Below are 17,954 nucleotides of genomic sequence, written 5' to 3'. Positions count from 1 at the left end.
TACCCGGATCCGCGTCAACCCGTCCGAAGTCGTTCGATCTCGGCGAGCAGCTCGACGTCCTCGCTGCCCGGACCGAGGTCGTCGGCCATCACCAGGTCCAGCGGCAGCCACACCCGGAACGTGCTCCCCAGCTCGCTGCTCTCCACGTCGATCCGGCCGCCGTGGGCCTCGACGATCTTCTTGGTGATCGACAGCCCGAGTCCGACACCCTGGATCGAGCGCTCCTCGGCATCCCGGGTCCGGAAGAAGCGCGTGAACAGCCGGTCGCGGTCGGCAGGGGCGATGCCGATGCCGGTGTCCTGCACCGCGAGCTCGATGTGGTCGTCGTGTCCGGCGAGGGTCACGGACACGCGGCCCCCGGCCGGCGTGTACTTCACCGCGTTGCTCAGCAGGTTGTCGACGACCTGCGCGAACCGCTGGGCGTCGACCATGATCCGCAGGTAGGACGGCATCTCCACGACGAGGGACAGGTCCTTGTCCTCCGCGGCAGGCCGGGCGGACTCGACCGAGGCACGGACGATCTCGCAGACGTTGCTGGGCGTCCGCTGCAGATCCAGCGGGCGACCGTCGTGCTGCGCCGACGACAGCAGGTCGGTGACCAGCCGGTGGAGGCGCTCGGTGTTGCGCGCCACCACCTTGAGGTAGTGGACGTCGTCCGGGTGCAGCCGGTCCTGCTCGTCGAGCAGGAGGCTGACGTAGCCGTGGATGGAGGTCAGCGGAGTGCGGAACTCGTGGGACACCATCGCCACGAAGTCGTCCTTGACGTCCATCGACCGCAGGAAGTCCGTCACGTCCTTGTAGGCCAGCGCGGCCCCCACGAAGTTGCCGGCGTCGTCACGCACCGACCGGGCCGAGACCGAGCACGCGCGCCGGGTCAGCGGGTCCGAGCCCACCCACATGCGGATGTCGTCGTACTCCTCGCCGTGGGCCGCGCGCAGGCTGGGCATCTCGTGCCGGGCGAGGCGTCGCACCCCGTCCTCGGCGAAGACCTCCCCGAGCTGCCCCGCCCTGCCGGCATGGCCGTCCGGGAACGCGAGGTCGAGGAAGTCCTGGTGGCGACGGTTGGTGGCGAGGTAGTTGCCGTCCTTGTCCAGGAGCACGAGGCCGACGTCCACGGACTCGAAGATCGCGTTGGCGAAGGCGCGGGTCTGGCCGAGCTGCTCGAGTGCGGCCGCGAGCTCAGCGGACCGGCGGTCCGCCTCCGTCTTGTGGCCCGACGAGTCTCGTCCCAACGCGCGAACGCGGTCCCACCACGTTGCTCCCATCAACCCTCCCTGCAACCCCCCGGTCGGCCTTGGCCGAACGCTGACCAGCATGGCACGGTGCACACAGGCGCGAAGGCATTTCGGCGGCGCCCGGGGCTAGGCCCAGCTCAGATTTGGGCACCGCCGTAGCGCCGGTCGCGCCGGGCATACGTCTCGATCGCGGCCCACAGGTCTCGGCGGTCCACGTCCGGCCAGAGCACGTCGGTGAACACCAGCTCGCTGTAGGCGGCCTGCCAGAGCATGAAGTTGGACAAGCGCTGCTCCCCCGACGTACGCCAGACCAGGTCGGCGTCGGACTGCTCGGGGACGTAGAGGTGCCGGGCGAAGGTCCGCTCGTCGATCTTGTCCGGGTTGAGCCGACCGGCCGCCACCTCTCGGGCGATCGACCGGGCGGTGTCGGCGAGCTCCGCCCGGCCGCCGTAGTTGACGCACATGGTCAGGGTGAGCACCGCGTTGTGGCGGGTGAGCTCCTCGGCGGCCTGCAGCTCCTTGATCACCGAGCGCCACAACCGAGGAGCCCGCCCGGCCCAACGCACCTTGACGCCGAGCTCGTGCATCTCGTCCCTGCGGCGCCGGATCACGTCGCGGTTGAAGCCCATGAGGAACCGGACCTCGTCGGGTGACCGGGTCCAGTTCTCGGTCGAGAACGCGTAGGCCGAGACCGCCTTGACCCCGATCTCGATCGCGCCCTCGACCACGTCGAAGAGCGAGCTCTCGCCCTGCTCGTGCCCCTTGGTCCGCGGCAGCCCGCGCTGCTTGGCCCACCGCCCGTTGCCGTCCATCACGATCGCGACGTGCCGGGGCACGAGCTCCTTCGGGATCGCCGGCGGGGTGGCCCCGGAGGGGTGCGGAGCCGGTGCCCTCACCTGGCGCTTCATCGGCGCTTCATGAGCGCTCGACGTGCGCCAGCGACCGGAGACCGCGCTCGAGGTGCCACTGCAGGTAGGCCGCGACCAGCCCGCTCGCCTCCGTGAGCCGGCGTGGGGTGGCCGCCTCGACGACCGGCCAGTCACCGGCGAGCAGGGCGCCGAGGAGCGTCACCGTCTCGGGCGCAGGGCTTGCCGACCCGGGCACCCGGCAGGTCGGGCAGAGCACCCCGCCCATGGACGGGTTGAACCAGCGGTGCGGCCCTTCCAGTCCACAGTGGGCGCAGTGCTCGAACGACGGGGCGTAGCCCGCGACGGACAGGGCCCGCAGGAGATAGGAGTCCAGCACCTGGGCCGGACGGCGCTCGCCGGCCGCCATCGCGCGCAGGCCGCCCACGAGCAGCAGGAACTGCTGGACCGACGGCTGCTTCTCCTCCGAGGCGAGCCGTTCGGCGGTCTCGAGCATCACCGTCCCGGCGGTGTAGCGCTCGTAGTCGTTGCCCAGCGTCCCGGAGAACGAGCTCAGCGTCTCGGCCTGGGTCACGGTGTCCAGGTTGCGCCCCTCGGCGAGCATCAGGTCCACGTGGGTGAACGGCTCGAGCCGGGAACCGAAGCGCGAGGTGGTGCGGCGTACCCCCTTGGCGACCGCGCGCACCCGCCCGTGCTCGCGGGTCAGCAGGGTGACGATCCGGTCGGCCTCTGCGAGCTTGTGGGTGCGCAGCACGACCGCCTCGTCTCGATAGAGAGGCACTCTGGAGATTCTGCTACGTCAGTGGGTGCCGACGCTGGTCACGCGCCGGAACGGCGGCGGCCGCTCTTCTGGTTCGGTTTCTGATTCGACTTCTGGTCCGCCCAGCAGCGCAGCGCGAAACCGGCGGCGATCCGGTTGAGCCGGTCGGGGGCGAAGCGCCACTCGAGGATGTTCCGAGCCTTGACGAACGTGGCGTTGGGGAGCTCCTCGGCCAGCATCGCGGCGTCGGCGGCCGGGTGGATGGGGTCCGCGGGGTGTCCCACCACCAAGGCGGGTGCGGTGATCGCCCGCCGTCGCTTGGACGACGGCGCGACCCGACCGAAGAAGAGACCGTGGACGACCGAAGCCATCGCGTCGGGGCGCTGGTCGAGGGTGTCGAGCACGATGCCCGTCCAGAACGGCACGATGCCGCGGGGGATCGGCCGGGTGAGCAGCCGGACCGCTGAGACGGTGAAGGGCAGGAACCGCGCGGTGAACAGCAGCGGTCCGAAGGCGAGGATGCCTGCCTCCAGCGCATTGTCGAGCACCGGCATCTCCACGATCAGTCCGCGGACCCGGTCGGGAGCGATGTCGGCGACCTCGAGACTGACGTTGGCTCCCAGCGAGGTGCCACCCACCACCGCCTGCTCGGCGCCCAGGTGGTCGAGCAGCGCGACCACCTGCTCCGCGAACGCAGTCATCGAGTAGACGAGCGGGTCGGCCGGACGGTCGGACCGGCCGTGCCCGAGCAGGTCGAGAGTGACCACGTGCAGCCCCTCGGCGGCCAGCGCCCGGGCCAGTGGCTGTTGCATGCGGCGTGGCATGAGCTGACCGTGGAGCAGCACGACCCAAGACTCCCCGCCGCCGTACTCGGTGTACTCCAGACGGTCGCGGCCTTCCTCGGTATCGAGGAAGAACTGCCCGATGCGCTCGGAGACCAACATGGCCTCACGATACTACTGGCGGGTAACCGGACGCCCGCCCGCGGAGAGAATTCGTCGCACCAGTGTGACGGAAGTGCCTCCGCCCACCCCCAGCCTGCCCGACACTGGGGTACGTGGCCTCCCCCGACCCCAGGAGGAGCTGGGCACTCTCCCTCACCCTGCTCCTCGGTGCCTACGCCGCCGGCGTGGGCGCCGTGCTGTTCGCTCCCGCGGAATCGCCCGTCGCCACGTTCTGGCCGGCCGCGGCCTTCACCGTCTCGCTGCTCGCACTCGCACCCCGGCGACACTGGTTCGTCCTGGTGCCTGCGGTGTTCCTCGTCAGCGTGGCCACGAACCTCACCGGAGGGCGCGCGCTCGAGGTGAGCCTCGGCTTCGGCCTGGCCAACACCACCGAGGCGGTCGTCGCGGGCCTGATCCTCACCGCCGGGCTGAGGCGAGCACCACGCCTGGTGGGCCAGGACGACGTGCTCCGACTGCTCATCACCGCCGCGGCAGCTGCCGCCGTGATCGGGCTGATCGCCGCGACGGTTGTTGACCTGGCCGGCACCGGTGCCTTCCTGCCGACGCTGCGGTCCACGGCGGCTTCGCACGCGGCGGCCCTGGTCACGTTGCTGCCGGTGACGCTGCTGATCGGACAGCCGTTCAGCCGATGGTCGGTAGAGCACCTGGCTCAGCTCCTGGCGCTGGTCGCCCTGACGCTGGCGATCTTCTGGCCGACCGGGACGCTGATCATCGCCCTGCCACCACTGGTGGCGCTCACCTGGGGCGCGCTGAGGCTGGGCATCCGGGTGCTGTCGCTCGAGCTCGCGAGCTTCGCGATCATCGTCTCGCTGCTCACCGCCGACGGTCGTGGCCCGTTCGCGTCCGCAACCTCCGGTGGCTCCTACGACGTCCTCGCCGCCGGAGCCGCGGCCCAGCTCTTCCTCCTCTGCACGGCGGTGATCACCCTCCCCCTGGCCGTGACCGCTCTGCAGTCGCAGCTGCTGCTCAGCCGGGTGCGCGCCGACGAGCAGCTCTTCCGCCGCAACTTCACCGAGTCACTCGTCGGGATGGTCTTCCTGGCCGTCGAGGAGGTCCCCGCCGAGGACCCGGCCGACGACGGCGAGAATGGGCTCGACATCCGCATCGTCGACCTCAACGACACCGCGATCCACATCCTGGGCGGCGATCGCGAACACCTCGTCGACGCCTCCCTCCTCGACCTGGTCGACTTCGACGAGGACTTCGCCGAGGCGCTCGCGGACACCATCGCGGGCCGCAGCGACGGCTGGCAGGCAGAAGTCGCCCTACGCGGGAGCCGTGCCGGGCACGTGACGCTGGCGCTCTCCCGGCTCTCCGAGGACTCCGACGAGCCGCTGCTCGCGGCGCAGCTTCTCGACGTCACCTCGGAGCACGAGGCCCGGCGCTCCCTGGAGATCGCCGAGCGGCTCACCAGCACCACGCTGGACACGACAGCCTGCATCATCATGATGACCGACCTGGACGGCACGGTCGTCCGCGTCAACCAGGCGACGAGCGAGATCACCGGCTACCCCGCCAGCCACCTCATCGGGCGACCGGTGTGGGAGCTGGGGCTGGTACCGGCCGATGCCGACGACATCGAGGCCCTGCTCATGTGGCCCAACCGGTCCGGCGTGCCGGTCGCCCGCGAGTCGGACGCCCTGACCAGGTCCGGCGAGAAGCTGCGGATCGTCTGGAACACCAACATCGTCCACGACGAGCACGGGAAGGCGGCGTTCGCCGTGATGACCGGCATCGACGTCACCGCGGAGCGCGCAACGGCGGGCCTGGTCAACCACCTGATGGAGGCCTCGTTCACCACCGCCCTGGTCGGTGTCGACACCGGGGGGCGGATCAGCGTGGTCAACTCCGGTACCGAGCACCTGCTCGGCTACGACCGGCACGAGCTGGTCGGAACGCCGTTCGTGGACCTGCTCAAGTCGAGCGAGCTGCTCGAGCGCACCGGCGCGGACAGTCCCGAGGAGGCGTTCGCGATCCTGGTGCGCGGGCTCGGCCACGACGGGGAGACCAAGGCGCGGGACTGGACCTGGGTCAACAAGGACGGCGCCGACCAGCTCGTCTCGATGACCTTGAGCGTCTCCGAGGACGACATCGCGGCGCGCAGCGGCTATCTCTGCGTCGCCCGCGACATCACCGAGCAGCGACACAGCCAGGAGATGCTGGTCGCCGCCCTGGAGAAGGAGCGGACCGCGGTCGAGCGCCTGCGTGCGCTGGACCAGGCCAAGAACGAGTTCGTGTCCACGGTGTCGCACGAGCTGCGGACGCCGGTGACCAGCATCGTCGGCTACGTCGAGATGCTGCGCGACGGCGAGGTGGCCGAGCCGCTGCCCGGTCAGGTGCCGCTGCTGGACACGATCGACCGCAACGGCAAGCGCCTGATCTCGATGATCAACGACCTGCTGATGTTGAGCGGGCTCGACTCGGACAATGTGCAGTGGAGGCACGACCCGGTCGACCTCGTGGAGACACTGCGCCCGGTCGAGGACGCCGTGCGCCCGCTGCTCAAGGGTCGCCGGCTCGCGCTCAACATCCAGTCACCGGGCCGCCCGATCAGGGTCACCGGCGACCGCACCCAGCTGGAGCGGGTGATGATCAACCTGCTCAGCAATGCCGTGAAGTTCACCGAGGACGACGGGGAGGTGGAGCTCCTGCTGACCGCGGAGAACGGTGAGGCGGTGCTGAAGGTCAGCGACACCGGCATCGGCATCCCCGTCGACGAGCAGCACGACCTCTTCCAGCGCTTCTTCCGGGCCTCGACCGCGCAGCACCGGCAGATCCAGGGCACCGGCCTCGGCCTGTCGATCGTCGCCGCGATCGTCCAGGGTCACGGCGGCCGGATCGAGGTCGACTCCGCCCACCTGCAGGGCTCGACCTTCACCGTGCGGATCCCGCTGGCGAGGTCGGAGCGGCTCACCCACTCGGCGTAGCTGGGCCTACGTCCCGCTAGCCCTGTTGACCGCCGAGATGACCGCCTTGAGCGACGCCGTGACGATGTTGGCGTCGATGCCCACGCCCCAGTAGACGGTGTCGTGCACCAGGCACTCGACGTACGCCGCCGCGAGGGCGTCGCCGCCCGAGCTGAGCGCGTGCTCGGCGTAGTCGAGGACCCGCACGTCGAAGTTGTGCTCGAGCCCGTTGATCGCCGTGACGAACGCCGCGATCGGGCCGTTGCCCTCGCCGTGCAGGGTCCGGACCTCACCGTCGACATAGACGTTGACGTCGAGGGCGTCCTTCTCCCCCGCGGCCGACGAGGTGTGCACCGAGTTGAGCCGGAGCGGGGTCTCGCGGTCGAGGTACTCGGCCCTGAAGACGCCCCAGATCTCGTCGGCGGTCATCTCGCCGCCCTCGGCGTCGGTGCGCTCCTGGATGACCCGGCTGAACTCGATCTGGGCCCGGCGCGGCAGGTCGAGCTTGTGCTCGGCCTTGAGCAGGTAGGCGACACCGCCCTTGCCGGACTGGCTGTTGACCCGGATGACGGCCTCGTACGAGCGGCCGACGTCCTTGGGGTCGATCGGCAGGTAGGGCGCCTCCCACGGCATCTCCGAGACGGGGATGCCCTGCTCTGCGGCCCGCCGGTCGAGGTCCTCCAGGCCCTTCTTGATCGCGTCCTGGTGGGAGCCGGAGAACGCTGTGTAGACCAGGTCGCCGGCGTAGGGGTGGCGGGGGTGGACGGGCAGCTGGGTGCAGTACTCGACGGTGCGGCGTACCTCGTCGATGTCGGAGATGTCGACCTGCGGGTCGATGCCCTGGCTGAACAGGTTCATCGCCAGGGTGACCAGGCAGACGTTGCCGGTGCGCTCGCCGTGGCCGAACAGGCAACCCTCGACGCGGTCCGCTCCGGCCATCATCGCGAGCTCGGTCGCGGCGACGGCGGTCCCGCGGTCGTTGTGCGGGTGGAGGCTGATCACCGTGTTGGCGCGCCGGGTGAGCTGGCGCCCGAACCACTCGATCTGGTCGGCGTAGACGTTGGGCGTCGCGACCTCGACGGTGGCGGGCAGGTTGAGGATGATCTCGCGGCCGTCCTCGGGCTGCCAGACGTCGGAGACCGCCTCGCACACCTCGAGCGAGAACGGCAGCTCGGTCGAGGTGAAGATCTCGGGGCTGTATTCGTAGCCGATCACTGTGGGGTCGAGATAGCTCTCGATGTTCTTCAGCACGATCTCGGTGCCGCGGGTCGCGATGTCCTTGATCTCGTCGTTGCTGGCCCGGAAGACCACGCGCCTGAACAGCGGGGCGAGCGCGTTGTAGAGGTGGATGTTGGCCCGGCGTACGCCGACCAGGGACTGCACGCTGCGCTCGATCAGGTCCTCACGGGCCTGGGTCAGCACCGAGATCGTGACGTCGTCGGGGATCCGGTCGCTCTCGACGAGCTGACGGACGAAGGCGAAGTCGGTCTCGCTGGCGGCCGGGAAGCCGACCTCGATCTCCTTGTAGCCCATCTTGACCAGGAGGTCGAACATCGTCATCTTGCGGGCCGGGCTCATCGGGTCGATGAGCGCCTGGTTGCCGTCGCGCAGGTCGGTGGAGAGCCAGCGCGGGGCCTGCGTGATGACCTTGTCGGGCCAGGTGCGGTCGGGCAGGTCGATCGGCGGGAACGGCGCGTAGCGCCCGAACGGCATCGGGCTGGGCTGCTGGGGCGGGATCCTCATGAATGCGGTGTCCTCTGTGAGTTGCCCGGGACGGGCTGTCGAGAAGGCCGGTCGCGCACACTCACTCCGCAGCGAGGGGGTCCGGCTCTGGCTCAGACCTCGCTGCGGCGGCGAAGGAGGAGGAACTCGCGCATCATGGCGGCACCACCTTAGCCCACCGGAACCCCGAGAGGTCCACGGTCCGTCCCATGAGCATGCTGCTGCGCGCCGCCGTCGTCTCGCTCGCCTTCGTGTTCGCCCTGGTGATCGCCGGCTGCGGGGAAGAGCCAGGCCCCTCGGTCGCCGAGGACCCGGCCACCGCCCAGATCGACTCCGCGGATTCCGACGCGCCCTTCGTGGAGAGGGACGGCGAGATCCAGGTGAGCTGCGGCGGAGGTGACGGTTGGTCACCGTCGATCATGACGTCCGGCATCGAGAGCCCCTTCTCGCAATCGGAGATGATCGAGATCTTCAGGGAGCTGCTGGCGAACCCGAAGTACGCGGGAGAGCTGGAGCTGTCGTCCCTGACGAAGGGCGCCGAGCACACGCCGTGGCGTCTCCTGGAGATCGACGGCGATGTCTACACGCTGGGCCTCGACACCTGGACCGAGCACGGACCGGTCGACGGAGCGTTCGTGATGGGGATCGAGCGTCGAGGCGACGGATGGGTGTGGACCGGCGGCGGCAACTGCCACCTCGCTGCCGTACTCCGTCCCGGGCAGACCTGGGTCGAGCTGCACGGAGCAGGCGTCGATCGCACGTCGACCGAGCCGATGCTCGACCTGAACGAGCGAACCTGCACCAGCGCACGCGACCCGTCGCCGTTCCTGCACGACCCGTACGTGGTGGAGACCGACGAGTCGGTCACCGTCTACTGGACCTCGACGCCTCCCCAGGGGGGCCAGACCTGTCCGGGCAACCCGACTGTCAGCCGGCCACTGCCCCTCCAGGAGCCGCTGGGCGACCGCGAGCTGCTCGACGGCTCGACCTACCCGCCGTCGCCCGTCGGGTGAGACAGTGACGTCGTGAAGACCCGGATCCAGTGCCCCTGCGGCGAGACGATCGTCGGCAAGGACGAGGACGAGCTCGTCGAGCTCACCAACGCACACCTCACCGAGCAGCACGACGGCCGGACCTACGACCGCGACATGATCCTGATGATGGCCACCTAGGCCTAGGGGACCAGCCCCTCCAGGATGTCCCCGACCGGCCGGGCCACCGCGCTGCGATGGCCGGTGCCGGCCCAGAGGTTGACGTGCTCGGGATCGCCGGCGGCGGCCGCAGCGCGGCGGATCGGGGCCGTCAGATGGTGCAGCGCCGGGTAGCCCAGCGGCGCCAGCCCGTCGTACGCCGCCACGAACGCGTTGCGCAGAGCGCCGGCCGGACGGCCGCTGAACGCCGCGGTGGTGACCGGAACCCCCCGGTCGGGGCCGCCGAGGCCGGCGCGGTGGGCGGCGTTGGTGCCGGCCTCAGGCGCGAGCAGCAGCAGGGAGCCGACCGCCACCGCCTCGGCACCCGCAGCCAGTGCCGCGCGGACATCATGGGGGCCGGCGATCCCGCCCGCGGCCAGCAGCGGCAGGTCGACCGCTGCCCGGACCGCCGTGACCAGCGCCGGAAGTCCGAGCCGCGCCGGCGGTGCGGCCGGCGTCAGGGTGCCCCAGTGACCCCCCGCGTCCGGTGACTGGACCACGAGCGCGTCGAGGCCGGCGGCAGCGGCCTGCCCGGCCTCGTCCGGCGAGGTGACCGTCTGGACGAGCAGGCTCCCGGCCCGGTGGAGCCGGTCGAGTTCCGAGCGACCTGGGATGCCGAAGGTGAACGACACCACCGGCGGCCCGACCGTCGCCAGGAGGTCGACCTTGGCGTGCCAGGCGTCGTCGTCCTCGATCGGCGAGCTCGGGAGGTCGACGGCGTACTGCTCCGCGAGTGGCAACAGCCGGTCGCGGTAGGCACGGTAGGCGTCGGGATCGACCGGCACAGGGTTGGGCGCGAACAGGTTGACGCCGTAGGCGGCGGTGTCCGCGCGCACCTCGTCGATGAGGGTCGCCAGGTCCTCGGCAGCCCGGTAGCCGCCGGCGAGGAACCCGCCGGAGCCCACCCCGGCGGCGGCCCGCACGAGCGCCGGCGTCGTCGGCCCGCCCGCCATGGGCGCGGCCAGCACCGGGGCCCGGCAGCCGAGCCGTTCCAGGACGCGACCCTCCACGACTCCTAGCCTGACAGGCATGGCACAGCTGCTCGTCGTCCACCACTCCCCCACGAACAGCGTCCGGGCGTTGACCGACGCGGTCGTGGCGGGCGCCCACGACGACGCGATCGAGGGCGTCGACGTCGTCGTGCGCCCGGCCCTCGAGGCGTCCGCGGCGGACGTGCTCGCGGCCGACGGGTTCCTGCTCGGGACGACCGCCAACTTCGGTTACATGAGCGGCGCTCTCAAGCACTTCTTCGACTCCGTCTTCCTCGAGGCCGGCGGAGCGTTGAGCGACGACGGCTCGGCCGCAGGCGGCAGCGGCGGGCGTCGGCCGTTCGGGCTGTGGGTGCACGGCCGGTACGACACGGCGGGGGCGGTCCGCTCGGTGGAGTCGATCGTCCGGGCGCTCCCCTGGACGCAGGCGGCCCCCGTGCTCGAGGTGCTGGGTGAGGTGACCGAGGAGCACCGGGCCGCGGCGTACGAGCTCGGCGCAACGGTCGCCGCGCTCCTGACCGACTGACCCGAAGCGACTCCGGGTCATCTCGACCGGGTCCGGTCGGCTCCGGTACGCCGGTAGGCTCGCCAACGCTCGACGGGTCCGGAGAGGGGAGGGTGACGTGCGCGCTCGCGGCGTACGCCTCGCGTCCCTCGTCACCGTCGTCCTCATCACCCTGGCGGGGTGCGGGGAGGACCCCGGCGGCGACGCCGACCCGGGACAGGTCGACACGATGGAGCCGCCGGAGCTCGGGGTCTGCCGGGTGCTCACGCCCGAGGACGTCCACCAGCGCAGCAACGCCACCAAGACCGTCGACTGCGAGGAACGGCACACCGCGGAGACGTTCGCGGTCGGGGACCTGCCGGCCGACCTGCACGACGTCGACTACGACTCCGCCGAGCTCGGAGCCTTCGCGTACGAGACGTGCGGCGAGCAGTTCGAGACGTTCCTCGGTGCCGACGAGAGCCTGGTGATGCGCACGGTCGTGAGCTGGGCGTGGTTCCGCCCCTCGGAGAAGGCCTGGGACAAGGGCGCCCGCTGGTACCGCTGTGACGTCGTCGGGGGTGGCGAGCAGAGCAAGCGGTTCGTCGAGCTGCCCAGGACGGCGCGCGGACTGCTGGAGGGCAAGCCGAAGGACAAGTGGCTGGTCTGCGTCAACGGCGACTCGGTGCAGTCGGCCCCCAAGATCCCCTGCACCGAACCGCACATCTGGCGCGCCGTCACCACGATCAAGCTCGGCCAGCCCGAGGACCCCTACCCCGGAGACCGCCTCGTCGAGGTGACCACGCGTGACTACTGCTCGGACTCGGTGGGGGCGTGGCTCGGCTACCCGCCCGAGTACGACTTCGGCTACACGTGGTTCCACGAGGCCGAGTGGAAGGCCGGCAACCGCCGTTCGGTCTGCTGGGCGAAGACCTCGGCGTGAGCCGGACCCTCGTCCTGATCCTCCTCGCCGCCTTCGGCGTGACGGGCTGCTCGGGCAACGACGCCCCGAAGGCCGCCACGACACCGTCGGCCACCCCGACGACACCGGCTCCACCCATCGCCGCACCCCCGCCACCCCGGCCGAAACGGCTGGAGTGCCGCCGGCTCAGCTTCGACGAGGCGCTCGCCCCGACCGACAGCGACCGGATCGTCAGCTGCAAGGCCCCGCACACCGGCCAGACCTACGCCGTGGGCCAGCTCCGCACGGTGGTCGCGGGCCACCTCGTCGCGGTGGACTCCGACCGCGTCCAGGACCAGGTCGCGAAGGCCTGCCCGCGCAGGCTGGCGGCGTTCCTGGGCACGACGGACGCGGCACTGCGCCTGACCATGCTGCGAGCGGTCTGGTTCACACCGAGCCTCGAGCAGTCGGACGCCGGGGCCAACTGGTATCGCTGTGACGTCGTCGCCGTGGCCGGGGACGACCAGCTGGCCCGGGTCCGCGGTTCGCTGGAGAACGCCCTGGCGGACCCTGCGGGCCTGGATACCTACGGCATGTGCGGGACGGCCGCCCCAGACGACCCGGACTTCGAGCGGGTCCTGTGCCGGGAGGACCACAGCTGGCGGGCGATCCGCGCGGTCGACCTGCCCGGCAAGGCCTACCCGGGGGAGAAGCGGGTCCGCGCGGCCGGGCAGGAGCCGTGTGAGGACGCCGGGCGAGAGGTGGCGCAGGACGCGCTCGACTACGAGTGGGGCTACGAGTGGCCCACGGCCGAGCAGTGGGCGGCCGGCCAGGACTACGGCCGCTGCTGGGCACCCGACACCCCGGCAGCGGACGACACCGCTGACGACAGCGCCGACGACGCCGATGCCGCGTGACCGTCTTCGTCACCGCCTCGGTGTGCGTGCTGCGTGACGGGGCGCTGCTCACCGTTCGCAAGCGCGGGACGAGCCGGTTCATGCTGCCCGGCGGCAAGCTCGAGCCCGGCGAGACCCCGGTCGAGTGCGCGGTGCGCGAGGCCGCCGAGGAGATCGGGCTGAGGCTGGCGGCGAACGAGCTCGTCGAGCTGGGGGACTGGACCTCCGTCGCCGCCAACGAGCCGGACGCCCTGGTCAGGTCGACGGTCTTCCGCGCGCCCACCGGTCAGCCCGATCCCGCGCCCCTCGGGGAGATCGAGGAGCTGCGCTGGCACCCCCTGGGCCAGCGGTCCCCCGACCTCGCCCCGCTGCTGCTCGACCACGTCCTTCCCGCGCTCGAGACCCCGGATAGCCTCGCGACGTGAGCTGGACGGAGAAGGACCTGCTCGACCTGTCCGGCAAGACCGTGGTGGTGACGGGCGCCAACTCGGGGATCGGGTTCCACACCGCCGAGCAGCTCGCCGCCCACGGCGCCCGGGTCGTGCTGGCCTGCCGCAGCACCGCTGCCGGGGCGGAGGCGGCGGCGCGGATCTCCGGGTCTACGCAGGTCGCCGAGCTCGACCTGGCCTCCCTGGCGTCGGTGCGACGGTTCGCCGAGTCCGTCGAGGGGCCCGTCGACCTGCTCATCAACAACGCGGGCGTGATGGCACCGCCGCGCTACCGCGAGACCGAGGACGGCTTCGAGCTGCAGTACGGCACCAACCACCTCGGCCACGTGGCGCTCACGGCGCGGTTGCTGCCGAGGTTGCTCGAGGCACCGGCGCCGCGGGTCGTCGCCGTCACATCCATCGCGCACCACGCCGGCAACGAGTCGGTCCTCGAGGCCAACCCTCGGCAGGGCTACAACCCGCAGGCCTCCTACGGCAACACCAAGCTCGCCAACCTCCTGTTCGCGCGCGAGCTCCAGCGCCGGGCGACCGCGGCGGGCTCCCGGCTCACCGCGACTGCCGCCCATCCCGGCGTCGCCGCCACCGGTCTGATCAGCAGCCGGGACGGGCTGGGCGCGATCGCACCGATCCGCTGGACCGCCCCCATCTGGACCAGGATCATCCTCCAGTCCGCCCTGGCCGGCGCCCGGCCGGTCATGTACGCCGCCACCGAGGCCGAGCCCGGTTCCTACACCGGCTCGACCGGGATGCGTGAGTGGCGCGGACCGGTCGGTCCGGCGAGGCTCAGCCGCTACGCACAGGACGACGCCCTCGCGGCGCGGCTGTGGGACAAGAGCCTCGACGAGGCGGGCGTCAGCCTCGATCTCTGAACAGCTCGGCCGCCATCAGCTCCATGAGCTTGTGCAGAGCCTTGACCGGTCGCACCATCACCGCGAACTCGGTGATCCGGCCGTCCTCGCCCCAGGTGATCATGTCGATGCCGTCGACGCTGATCCTCTTACCGTTGGGCCCGTCGAGCTCGGCTGCGAACTGGAGAACGGCCGAGTCGTCGGCGTACCACTCGCGGCGGTAGCTCAGCGTCGGCCCGAGCACGACCATAGCGGCGCTGAGGTAGGCCGTGGTGACCTGCTTGCCCTCCTGCGGGGTGTGCACCGCGGGCGAACGGAACACGCAGTCGTCGGCGAGCAGCGCGTCTAGCAGCGTGGGGTCCGCAGCCTCCACGACCCGGTGCCAGGCAGCGATCGTCTCGGGCATGTCTCGGGTGTCGGTGGTCATCAGAACCCCAGCTTCCTGAGCTGGCGCGGGTCCCGCTGCCAGTCCTTGGCGATCTTGACGTGCAGGTCGAGGTAGACCGGGGTGCCGAGCAGCGCCTCGATCTGGGCGCGGGCGCGGGTGCCGACGTCGCGCAGCCGCGATCCCTTGTGGCCGATGATGATGCCCTTCTGGGAGTCGCGCTCGAGGTAGAGGTTGGCGTGGATGTCGAGCAGCGGCCTGTCGGCCGGCCGTCCCTCGCGCGGGCGCATCTCCTCGACGACGACCGCGATCGAGTGCGGCAGCTCGTCACGGACGCCTTCGAGGGCTGCCTCCCGGATGAGCTCGGCGACCAGCGTCTCCTCCGGGGAGTCGGTCAGGTCACCCTCGGGGTAGAGCGGCGGTCCTTCGGGCAGCAGTCGGACCAGCAGGTCCGCGAGGAGCTGCACCTGGTCACCGCTGACCGCGGACACCGGCACGATCTCCGCCCAGTCGGTGTGGGTCTCGGTGCCCAGCGCGGCGATGTCCAGCAGGTGGGCGCCGATCCGCTCGGGGGCGGCGAGGTCGGTCTTGGTGGCCACGGCGACCTTGGTCGTCCGGCGCACCTTGGCCAGCTCACTGACGATGAACCGGTCACCGGGACCGATCTTCTCGTTGGCCGGGAAACAGACCGCGACGACGTCGACCTCGGCCCAGGTCGTGCGGACCAGGTCGTTGAGCCGCTCCCCCAGCAGCGTCCGCGGCCGGTGCAGACCGGGGGTGTCCACCAGGACCAGCTGCGCGTCGGGGCGGTGCACGATCCCGCGGATGACGGTGCGGGTGGTCTGCGGCTTGTCGGAGGTGATCGCGACCTTGGAGCCGACGAGCGCGTTGGTGAGCGTCGACTTGCCCGCGTTGGGGCGGCCCACGAAGGACGCGAAGCCGGAACGGTGGGCCTCGCTCATGCCTGCGCCTCGTCGAACTCGGCCCAGATCTGCGCGTCCGACAATCCTCGCGCCTTGCCGGAACGGTAGATCGGACCCGGGTCGACGGCGCGGGGCTGCCGCTGGGCGGCGCTTCGCCAGTAGCCCATCACGTCGTACGCCGGCGCCGCCAGCTTCCGCTCGCGCATCAGGTGCTTGCGGATCGCCCGCATGTCGGCGGACTCCCCCGCCATCCAGAAGTAGCCCGGGGTGCCCGGCCAGCCGAGCCCGGACACGACGTCGGCGAGCGCCGCCCCTTCGTCGAGCCAGGTCACCTCAGCGCGACCGGGTAGGTAGCCCTCGTGCAGCTCGGCGTCGGGGACCTGCGCCCAGATGCGGGTCGGCAGGTCGACGGTCTCGGCGATCCTCGCGATTGCCGGGAGCGCGGTCAGGTCGCCGACGAGCATCAGCCACTCGGCGTCGTCTGGCAGCTCGAAGGACCCCTTCGGCTCGGTGACCACGACCCGGTCGCCGAGGCAGTCGCCGGACGCCCACTCGGTGACCAGCCCGACATCGTGCACGACCACGTCGACGACGAGCTCGCGCCCGTCGTACGAGCGCACCGTGTAGTAGCGCACCTGGAATTGTCCGGGCACGACCAGTCCGACCCACTCGTCCGGCACCCCGGTCGAGACCAATCCGTCGATCTCGAGCGTCAGCCGGACCAGGTGCGGCGAGAGCTGCTCGCGGCGCAGCACCTGCGCGTCGTACTGCCGGGCCCTCGTGCTCACCGCTCAACCGTAGTCAGGGAGGCGATCCCCCACACATTGGCAGGGGCGCCGGCCACTTCGTGTCCACAGCCCGCCCGTTGTGCGCGTTCTCCACAGGGGTGTCGGCGGGTGTCCGTGGTGGCGGGTGTGCTGGAGCCATGACGGCCGTGACCCAGCACCCGCACCGTGTGATCGCGGCGCTGGCGGCTGCGCGCGGCGCGCTGGCCGAGGTGCACGACGCCCCGGTCTGGTCGATGGCCGGACCGGAGGTCAACCTGGCACTGGCGGAGGCGGACGCGCTGGAGGCGCAGGCCGCCGCGTTGCGGTCGCGGGTGCTGCTGCGGGCCAAGACCCTGGATCTGGCCGGCGACATCGGCGCTCGCTCGGTCGCGGCGTGGGACGCCCGGACCAGCCGGGTCAACTGGCGAACCGGGCACCGGCGTGCCTACCTGGCCGAGGGCCTCGAGGCACACCCGCTGACTGACAAGGCGTTGAGCGACGGCGCGCTGCAGGTCGAGCAGGCCGAGGCGATCCTCCACAGCCTCGACAAGCTGCCCGCCGACCTCGACCCCGAGCTCACGACGAAGGCCGAATCGTTCCTGATCGAGCACGCGGCGGAGCACGACGCCAAGGCACTGACCGCTCTGGGTCAAGCAGTCCTCGAGTACGTCGCACCCGAGGTGGCGGACGCCCATCTCGCCAAGCAGCTGGCCAGGTCGGCCGCCGAGGACGAGGAGGCGAACCGGCTGTACGTCTGGGACACCCCGGACGGCCGGGTCCGCGGCAAGTTCGACCTCGACGGCTACTCCGGCGCCTGCTTCAAGAAGGCGATGTTCGCGCTCTCCGCGCCGAAGCACCGCGCCGCCAAGGGGCCGCTGGGCGAGCGCAAGCCGACCGCGGAACGGCTTGGCGAGGCGTTCGCCGAGTACGTCCGTCGCTACCCCACCGACAAGCTCCCCGACGCCGGCGGTCTCAACGCCACCGTCGTGGTCCTCATGCCCTACGAGACGCTGATGGGTGGCCTCAAGGCCGCCAAGCTCGACACCGGCGAGCTCATGTCACCCGGCACCGCCCGCCGCATCGCGTGCGGGGCCGGCATCATCCCCGCTGTCCTGGGCGGCAAGAGCGAGGTCCTCGACCTCGGCAGGTCGAAGCGCCTGCACTCGAAGGCGCAACGCATCGTGGCCACCATCGAGCAGGGCGGCTGTGTCGCCGAGGGGCACGACTGCCCGCCCGCGTACACACAGATGCACCACCCGGACGAGTGGTCGAAGGGAGGTGAGACCAATCGCGACGGCTGGATGCTCTGCCCACCAGCCCACCGCCTCGTCCACGATCCCCGCTACACACACCATCGCCTGCCCAACGGCAGGGTCCGCTTCACCCGTCGCACTTAGGCCGACGAAGTCGCCGCGCGACAACTGGACGGTCGATCCGCGGCAGGAGCGGACGGCCGCTCCGTTGATGAGCGGACGGCCGCTCCGCGGCAGGAGCGTGCGTCTCCGAGCGCACGCTATGCGGTGCGGGCTCAGGCGGTTAACGCAACACCTCGGCTAGTGCTTGTGATGGTGTCTTGAAACCGAGGGTCTGTCGAGGACGGTCGTTGAGCTCGAGTGCGATGGCATCGAGGTCGTCTTGGGTCAGCGTCCGGAAGTCGAGCCGTCGTGG

General features: G+C 71.0%; 18 protein-coding genes and 1 pseudogene. 9 read left to right on the top strand and 10 right to left on the bottom strand.

All coding sequences use genetic code 11. The features are described 5' to 3' along the window. Positions 1 to 14: 14 nt before the first annotated feature. The 4 genes from ACYVC6_RS15785 to ACYVC6_RS15770 all read right to left on the bottom strand — a co-directional run bounded on the left by ACYVC6_RS15785 (position 15) and on the right by ACYVC6_RS15770 (position 3,805). Positions 15 to 1,265 carry a sensor histidine kinase gene (locus ACYVC6_RS15785; RefSeq protein WP_460715370.1) on the bottom strand — a complete coding sequence of 417 codons (1,251 nt, stop codon included), beginning with the start codon at positions 1,263 to 1,265 and terminating at the stop codon, positions 15 to 17. A 107-nt stretch (positions 1,266 to 1,372) separates the two neighbouring features. Next, complete coding sequence (locus ACYVC6_RS15780) at positions 1,373 to 2,143, bottom strand: isoprenyl transferase (RefSeq protein ID WP_460715369.1); 771 nt, start codon at positions 2,141 to 2,143, stop codon at positions 1,373 to 1,375. A 7-nt stretch (positions 2,144 to 2,150) separates the two neighbouring features. Next, positions 2,151 to 2,882 carry a DNA repair protein RecO gene (recO, locus tag ACYVC6_RS15775; RefSeq protein ID WP_460715368.1) on the bottom strand — a complete coding sequence of 244 codons (732 nt, stop codon included), beginning with the start codon at positions 2,880 to 2,882 and terminating at the stop codon, positions 2,151 to 2,153. Between the two features lie 38 nt (positions 2,883 to 2,920). Beyond that, complete coding sequence (locus ACYVC6_RS15770) at positions 2,921 to 3,805, bottom strand: alpha/beta fold hydrolase (protein ID WP_460715367.1); 885 nt, start codon at positions 3,803 to 3,805, stop codon at positions 2,921 to 2,923. A gap of 113 nt (positions 3,806 to 3,918) precedes the next feature. On the opposite strand from ACYVC6_RS15770, the gene ACYVC6_RS15765 reads away from it, so the two are divergent. Next, on the top strand, positions 3,919 to 6,753 hold the full coding sequence (locus ACYVC6_RS15765; RefSeq protein WP_460715366.1) for a PAS domain S-box protein: 2,835 nt from the start codon (positions 3,919 to 3,921) through the stop codon (positions 6,751 to 6,753). Between the two features lie 6 nt (positions 6,754 to 6,759). Here ACYVC6_RS15765 and leuA read toward each other — a convergent pair whose 3' ends face one another. Further along, positions 6,760 to 8,475 (bottom strand): 2-isopropylmalate synthase, encoded by a 1,716-nt coding sequence (gene leuA, locus ACYVC6_RS15760; RefSeq protein WP_460715365.1) that lies wholly within the window; start codon positions 8,473 to 8,475, stop codon positions 6,760 to 6,762. A 188-nt stretch (positions 8,476 to 8,663) separates the two neighbouring features. On the opposite strand from leuA, the gene ACYVC6_RS15755 reads away from it, so the two are divergent. Continuing rightward, a complete protein-coding gene (locus ACYVC6_RS15755; protein ID WP_460715364.1) occupies positions 8,664 to 9,467 on the top strand; it encodes a hypothetical protein in 804 nt (267 codons plus the stop codon). A gap of 12 nt (positions 9,468 to 9,479) precedes the next feature. After that, positions 9,480 to 9,626: a hypothetical protein gene (locus ACYVC6_RS15750; RefSeq protein ID WP_460715363.1), complete on the top strand. Its 147-nt coding sequence runs from the start codon at positions 9,480 to 9,482 to the stop codon at positions 9,624 to 9,626. Between the two features lie 2 nt (positions 9,627 to 9,628). On the opposite strand, the gene ACYVC6_RS15745 is transcribed toward ACYVC6_RS15750, so the two are convergent. Next, positions 9,629 to 10,654, bottom strand: a complete 1,026-nt coding sequence (locus ACYVC6_RS15745) for a nitronate monooxygenase (protein ID WP_460715362.1) — start codon at positions 10,652 to 10,654, stop codon at positions 9,629 to 9,631. 19 nt (positions 10,655 to 10,673) lie between these two features. On the opposite strand from ACYVC6_RS15745, the gene ACYVC6_RS15740 reads away from it, so the two are divergent. From ACYVC6_RS15740 to ACYVC6_RS15720, 5 genes are all read left to right on the top strand, one after another. Then, entirely contained in the window at positions 10,674 to 11,159 is a 486-nt protein-coding gene (locus tag ACYVC6_RS15740; protein WP_460715361.1) for a flavodoxin family protein, read from the top strand. Between the two features lie 97 nt (positions 11,160 to 11,256). Beyond that, positions 11,257 to 12,060 carry a septum formation family protein gene (locus ACYVC6_RS15735; RefSeq protein ID WP_460715360.1) on the top strand — a complete coding sequence of 268 codons (804 nt, stop codon included), beginning with the start codon at positions 11,257 to 11,259 and terminating at the stop codon, positions 12,058 to 12,060. Further along, positions 12,057 to 12,935, top strand: a complete 879-nt coding sequence (locus tag ACYVC6_RS15730; protein WP_460715359.1) for a septum formation family protein — start codon at positions 12,057 to 12,059, stop codon at positions 12,933 to 12,935. Before ACYVC6_RS15735 ends, ACYVC6_RS15730 begins: the two co-directional genes overlap by 4 nt. Beyond that, positions 12,932 to 13,339, top strand: a complete 408-nt coding sequence (locus ACYVC6_RS15725) for an NUDIX hydrolase (protein WP_460715358.1) — start codon at positions 12,932 to 12,934, stop codon at positions 13,337 to 13,339. Before ACYVC6_RS15730 ends, ACYVC6_RS15725 begins: the two co-directional genes overlap by 4 nt. Then, entirely contained in the window at positions 13,336 to 14,232 is an 897-nt protein-coding gene (locus tag ACYVC6_RS15720) for an oxidoreductase (RefSeq protein WP_460715357.1), read from the top strand. The genes ACYVC6_RS15725 and ACYVC6_RS15720 overlap by 4 nt, the downstream gene beginning before the upstream one ends. Here ACYVC6_RS15720 and ACYVC6_RS15715 read toward each other — a convergent pair. From ACYVC6_RS15715 to ACYVC6_RS15705, 3 genes are read right to left on the bottom strand one after another with little or no spacing between them, the layout of a single operon-like run. Continuing rightward, positions 14,216 to 14,638 carry a nuclear transport factor 2 family protein gene (locus ACYVC6_RS15715; protein WP_460715356.1) on the bottom strand — a complete coding sequence of 141 codons (423 nt, stop codon included), beginning with the start codon at positions 14,636 to 14,638 and terminating at the stop codon, positions 14,216 to 14,218. The two genes, ACYVC6_RS15720 and ACYVC6_RS15715, sit on opposite strands and share 17 nt — an antisense overlap. Continuing rightward, positions 14,638 to 15,558 carry a GTPase Era gene (gene era, locus ACYVC6_RS15710; protein WP_460715355.1) on the bottom strand — a complete coding sequence of 307 codons (921 nt, stop codon included), beginning with the start codon at positions 15,556 to 15,558 and terminating at the stop codon, positions 14,638 to 14,640. The genes ACYVC6_RS15715 and era overlap by 1 nt, the downstream gene beginning before the upstream one ends. Then, positions 15,555 to 16,307 carry a siderophore-interacting protein gene (locus tag ACYVC6_RS15705; protein ID WP_460715353.1) on the bottom strand — a complete coding sequence of 251 codons (753 nt, stop codon included), beginning with the start codon at positions 16,305 to 16,307 and terminating at the stop codon, positions 15,555 to 15,557. Before ACYVC6_RS15705 ends, era begins: the two co-directional genes overlap by 4 nt. A gap of 137 nt (positions 16,308 to 16,444) precedes the next feature. On the opposite strand from ACYVC6_RS15705, the gene ACYVC6_RS15700 reads away from it, so the two are divergent. After that, positions 16,445 to 17,683 carry a DUF222 domain-containing protein gene (locus ACYVC6_RS15700; protein WP_460715352.1) on the top strand — a complete coding sequence of 413 codons (1,239 nt, stop codon included), beginning with the start codon at positions 16,445 to 16,447 and terminating at the stop codon, positions 17,681 to 17,683. Between the two features lie 139 nt (positions 17,684 to 17,822). Here the strand turns inward: ACYVC6_RS15700 and ACYVC6_RS15695 are convergent. Further along, positions 17,823 to 17,954 (bottom strand): annotated as a pseudogene (locus ACYVC6_RS15695) (IS30 family transposase); the annotation flags it as partial.

Source organism: Nocardioides dilutus, assembly GCF_054779555.1.
The sequence above is the reverse complement of the archived record's forward strand: the minus strand, read 5'-3'. Positions and strand labels throughout refer to the sequence as shown.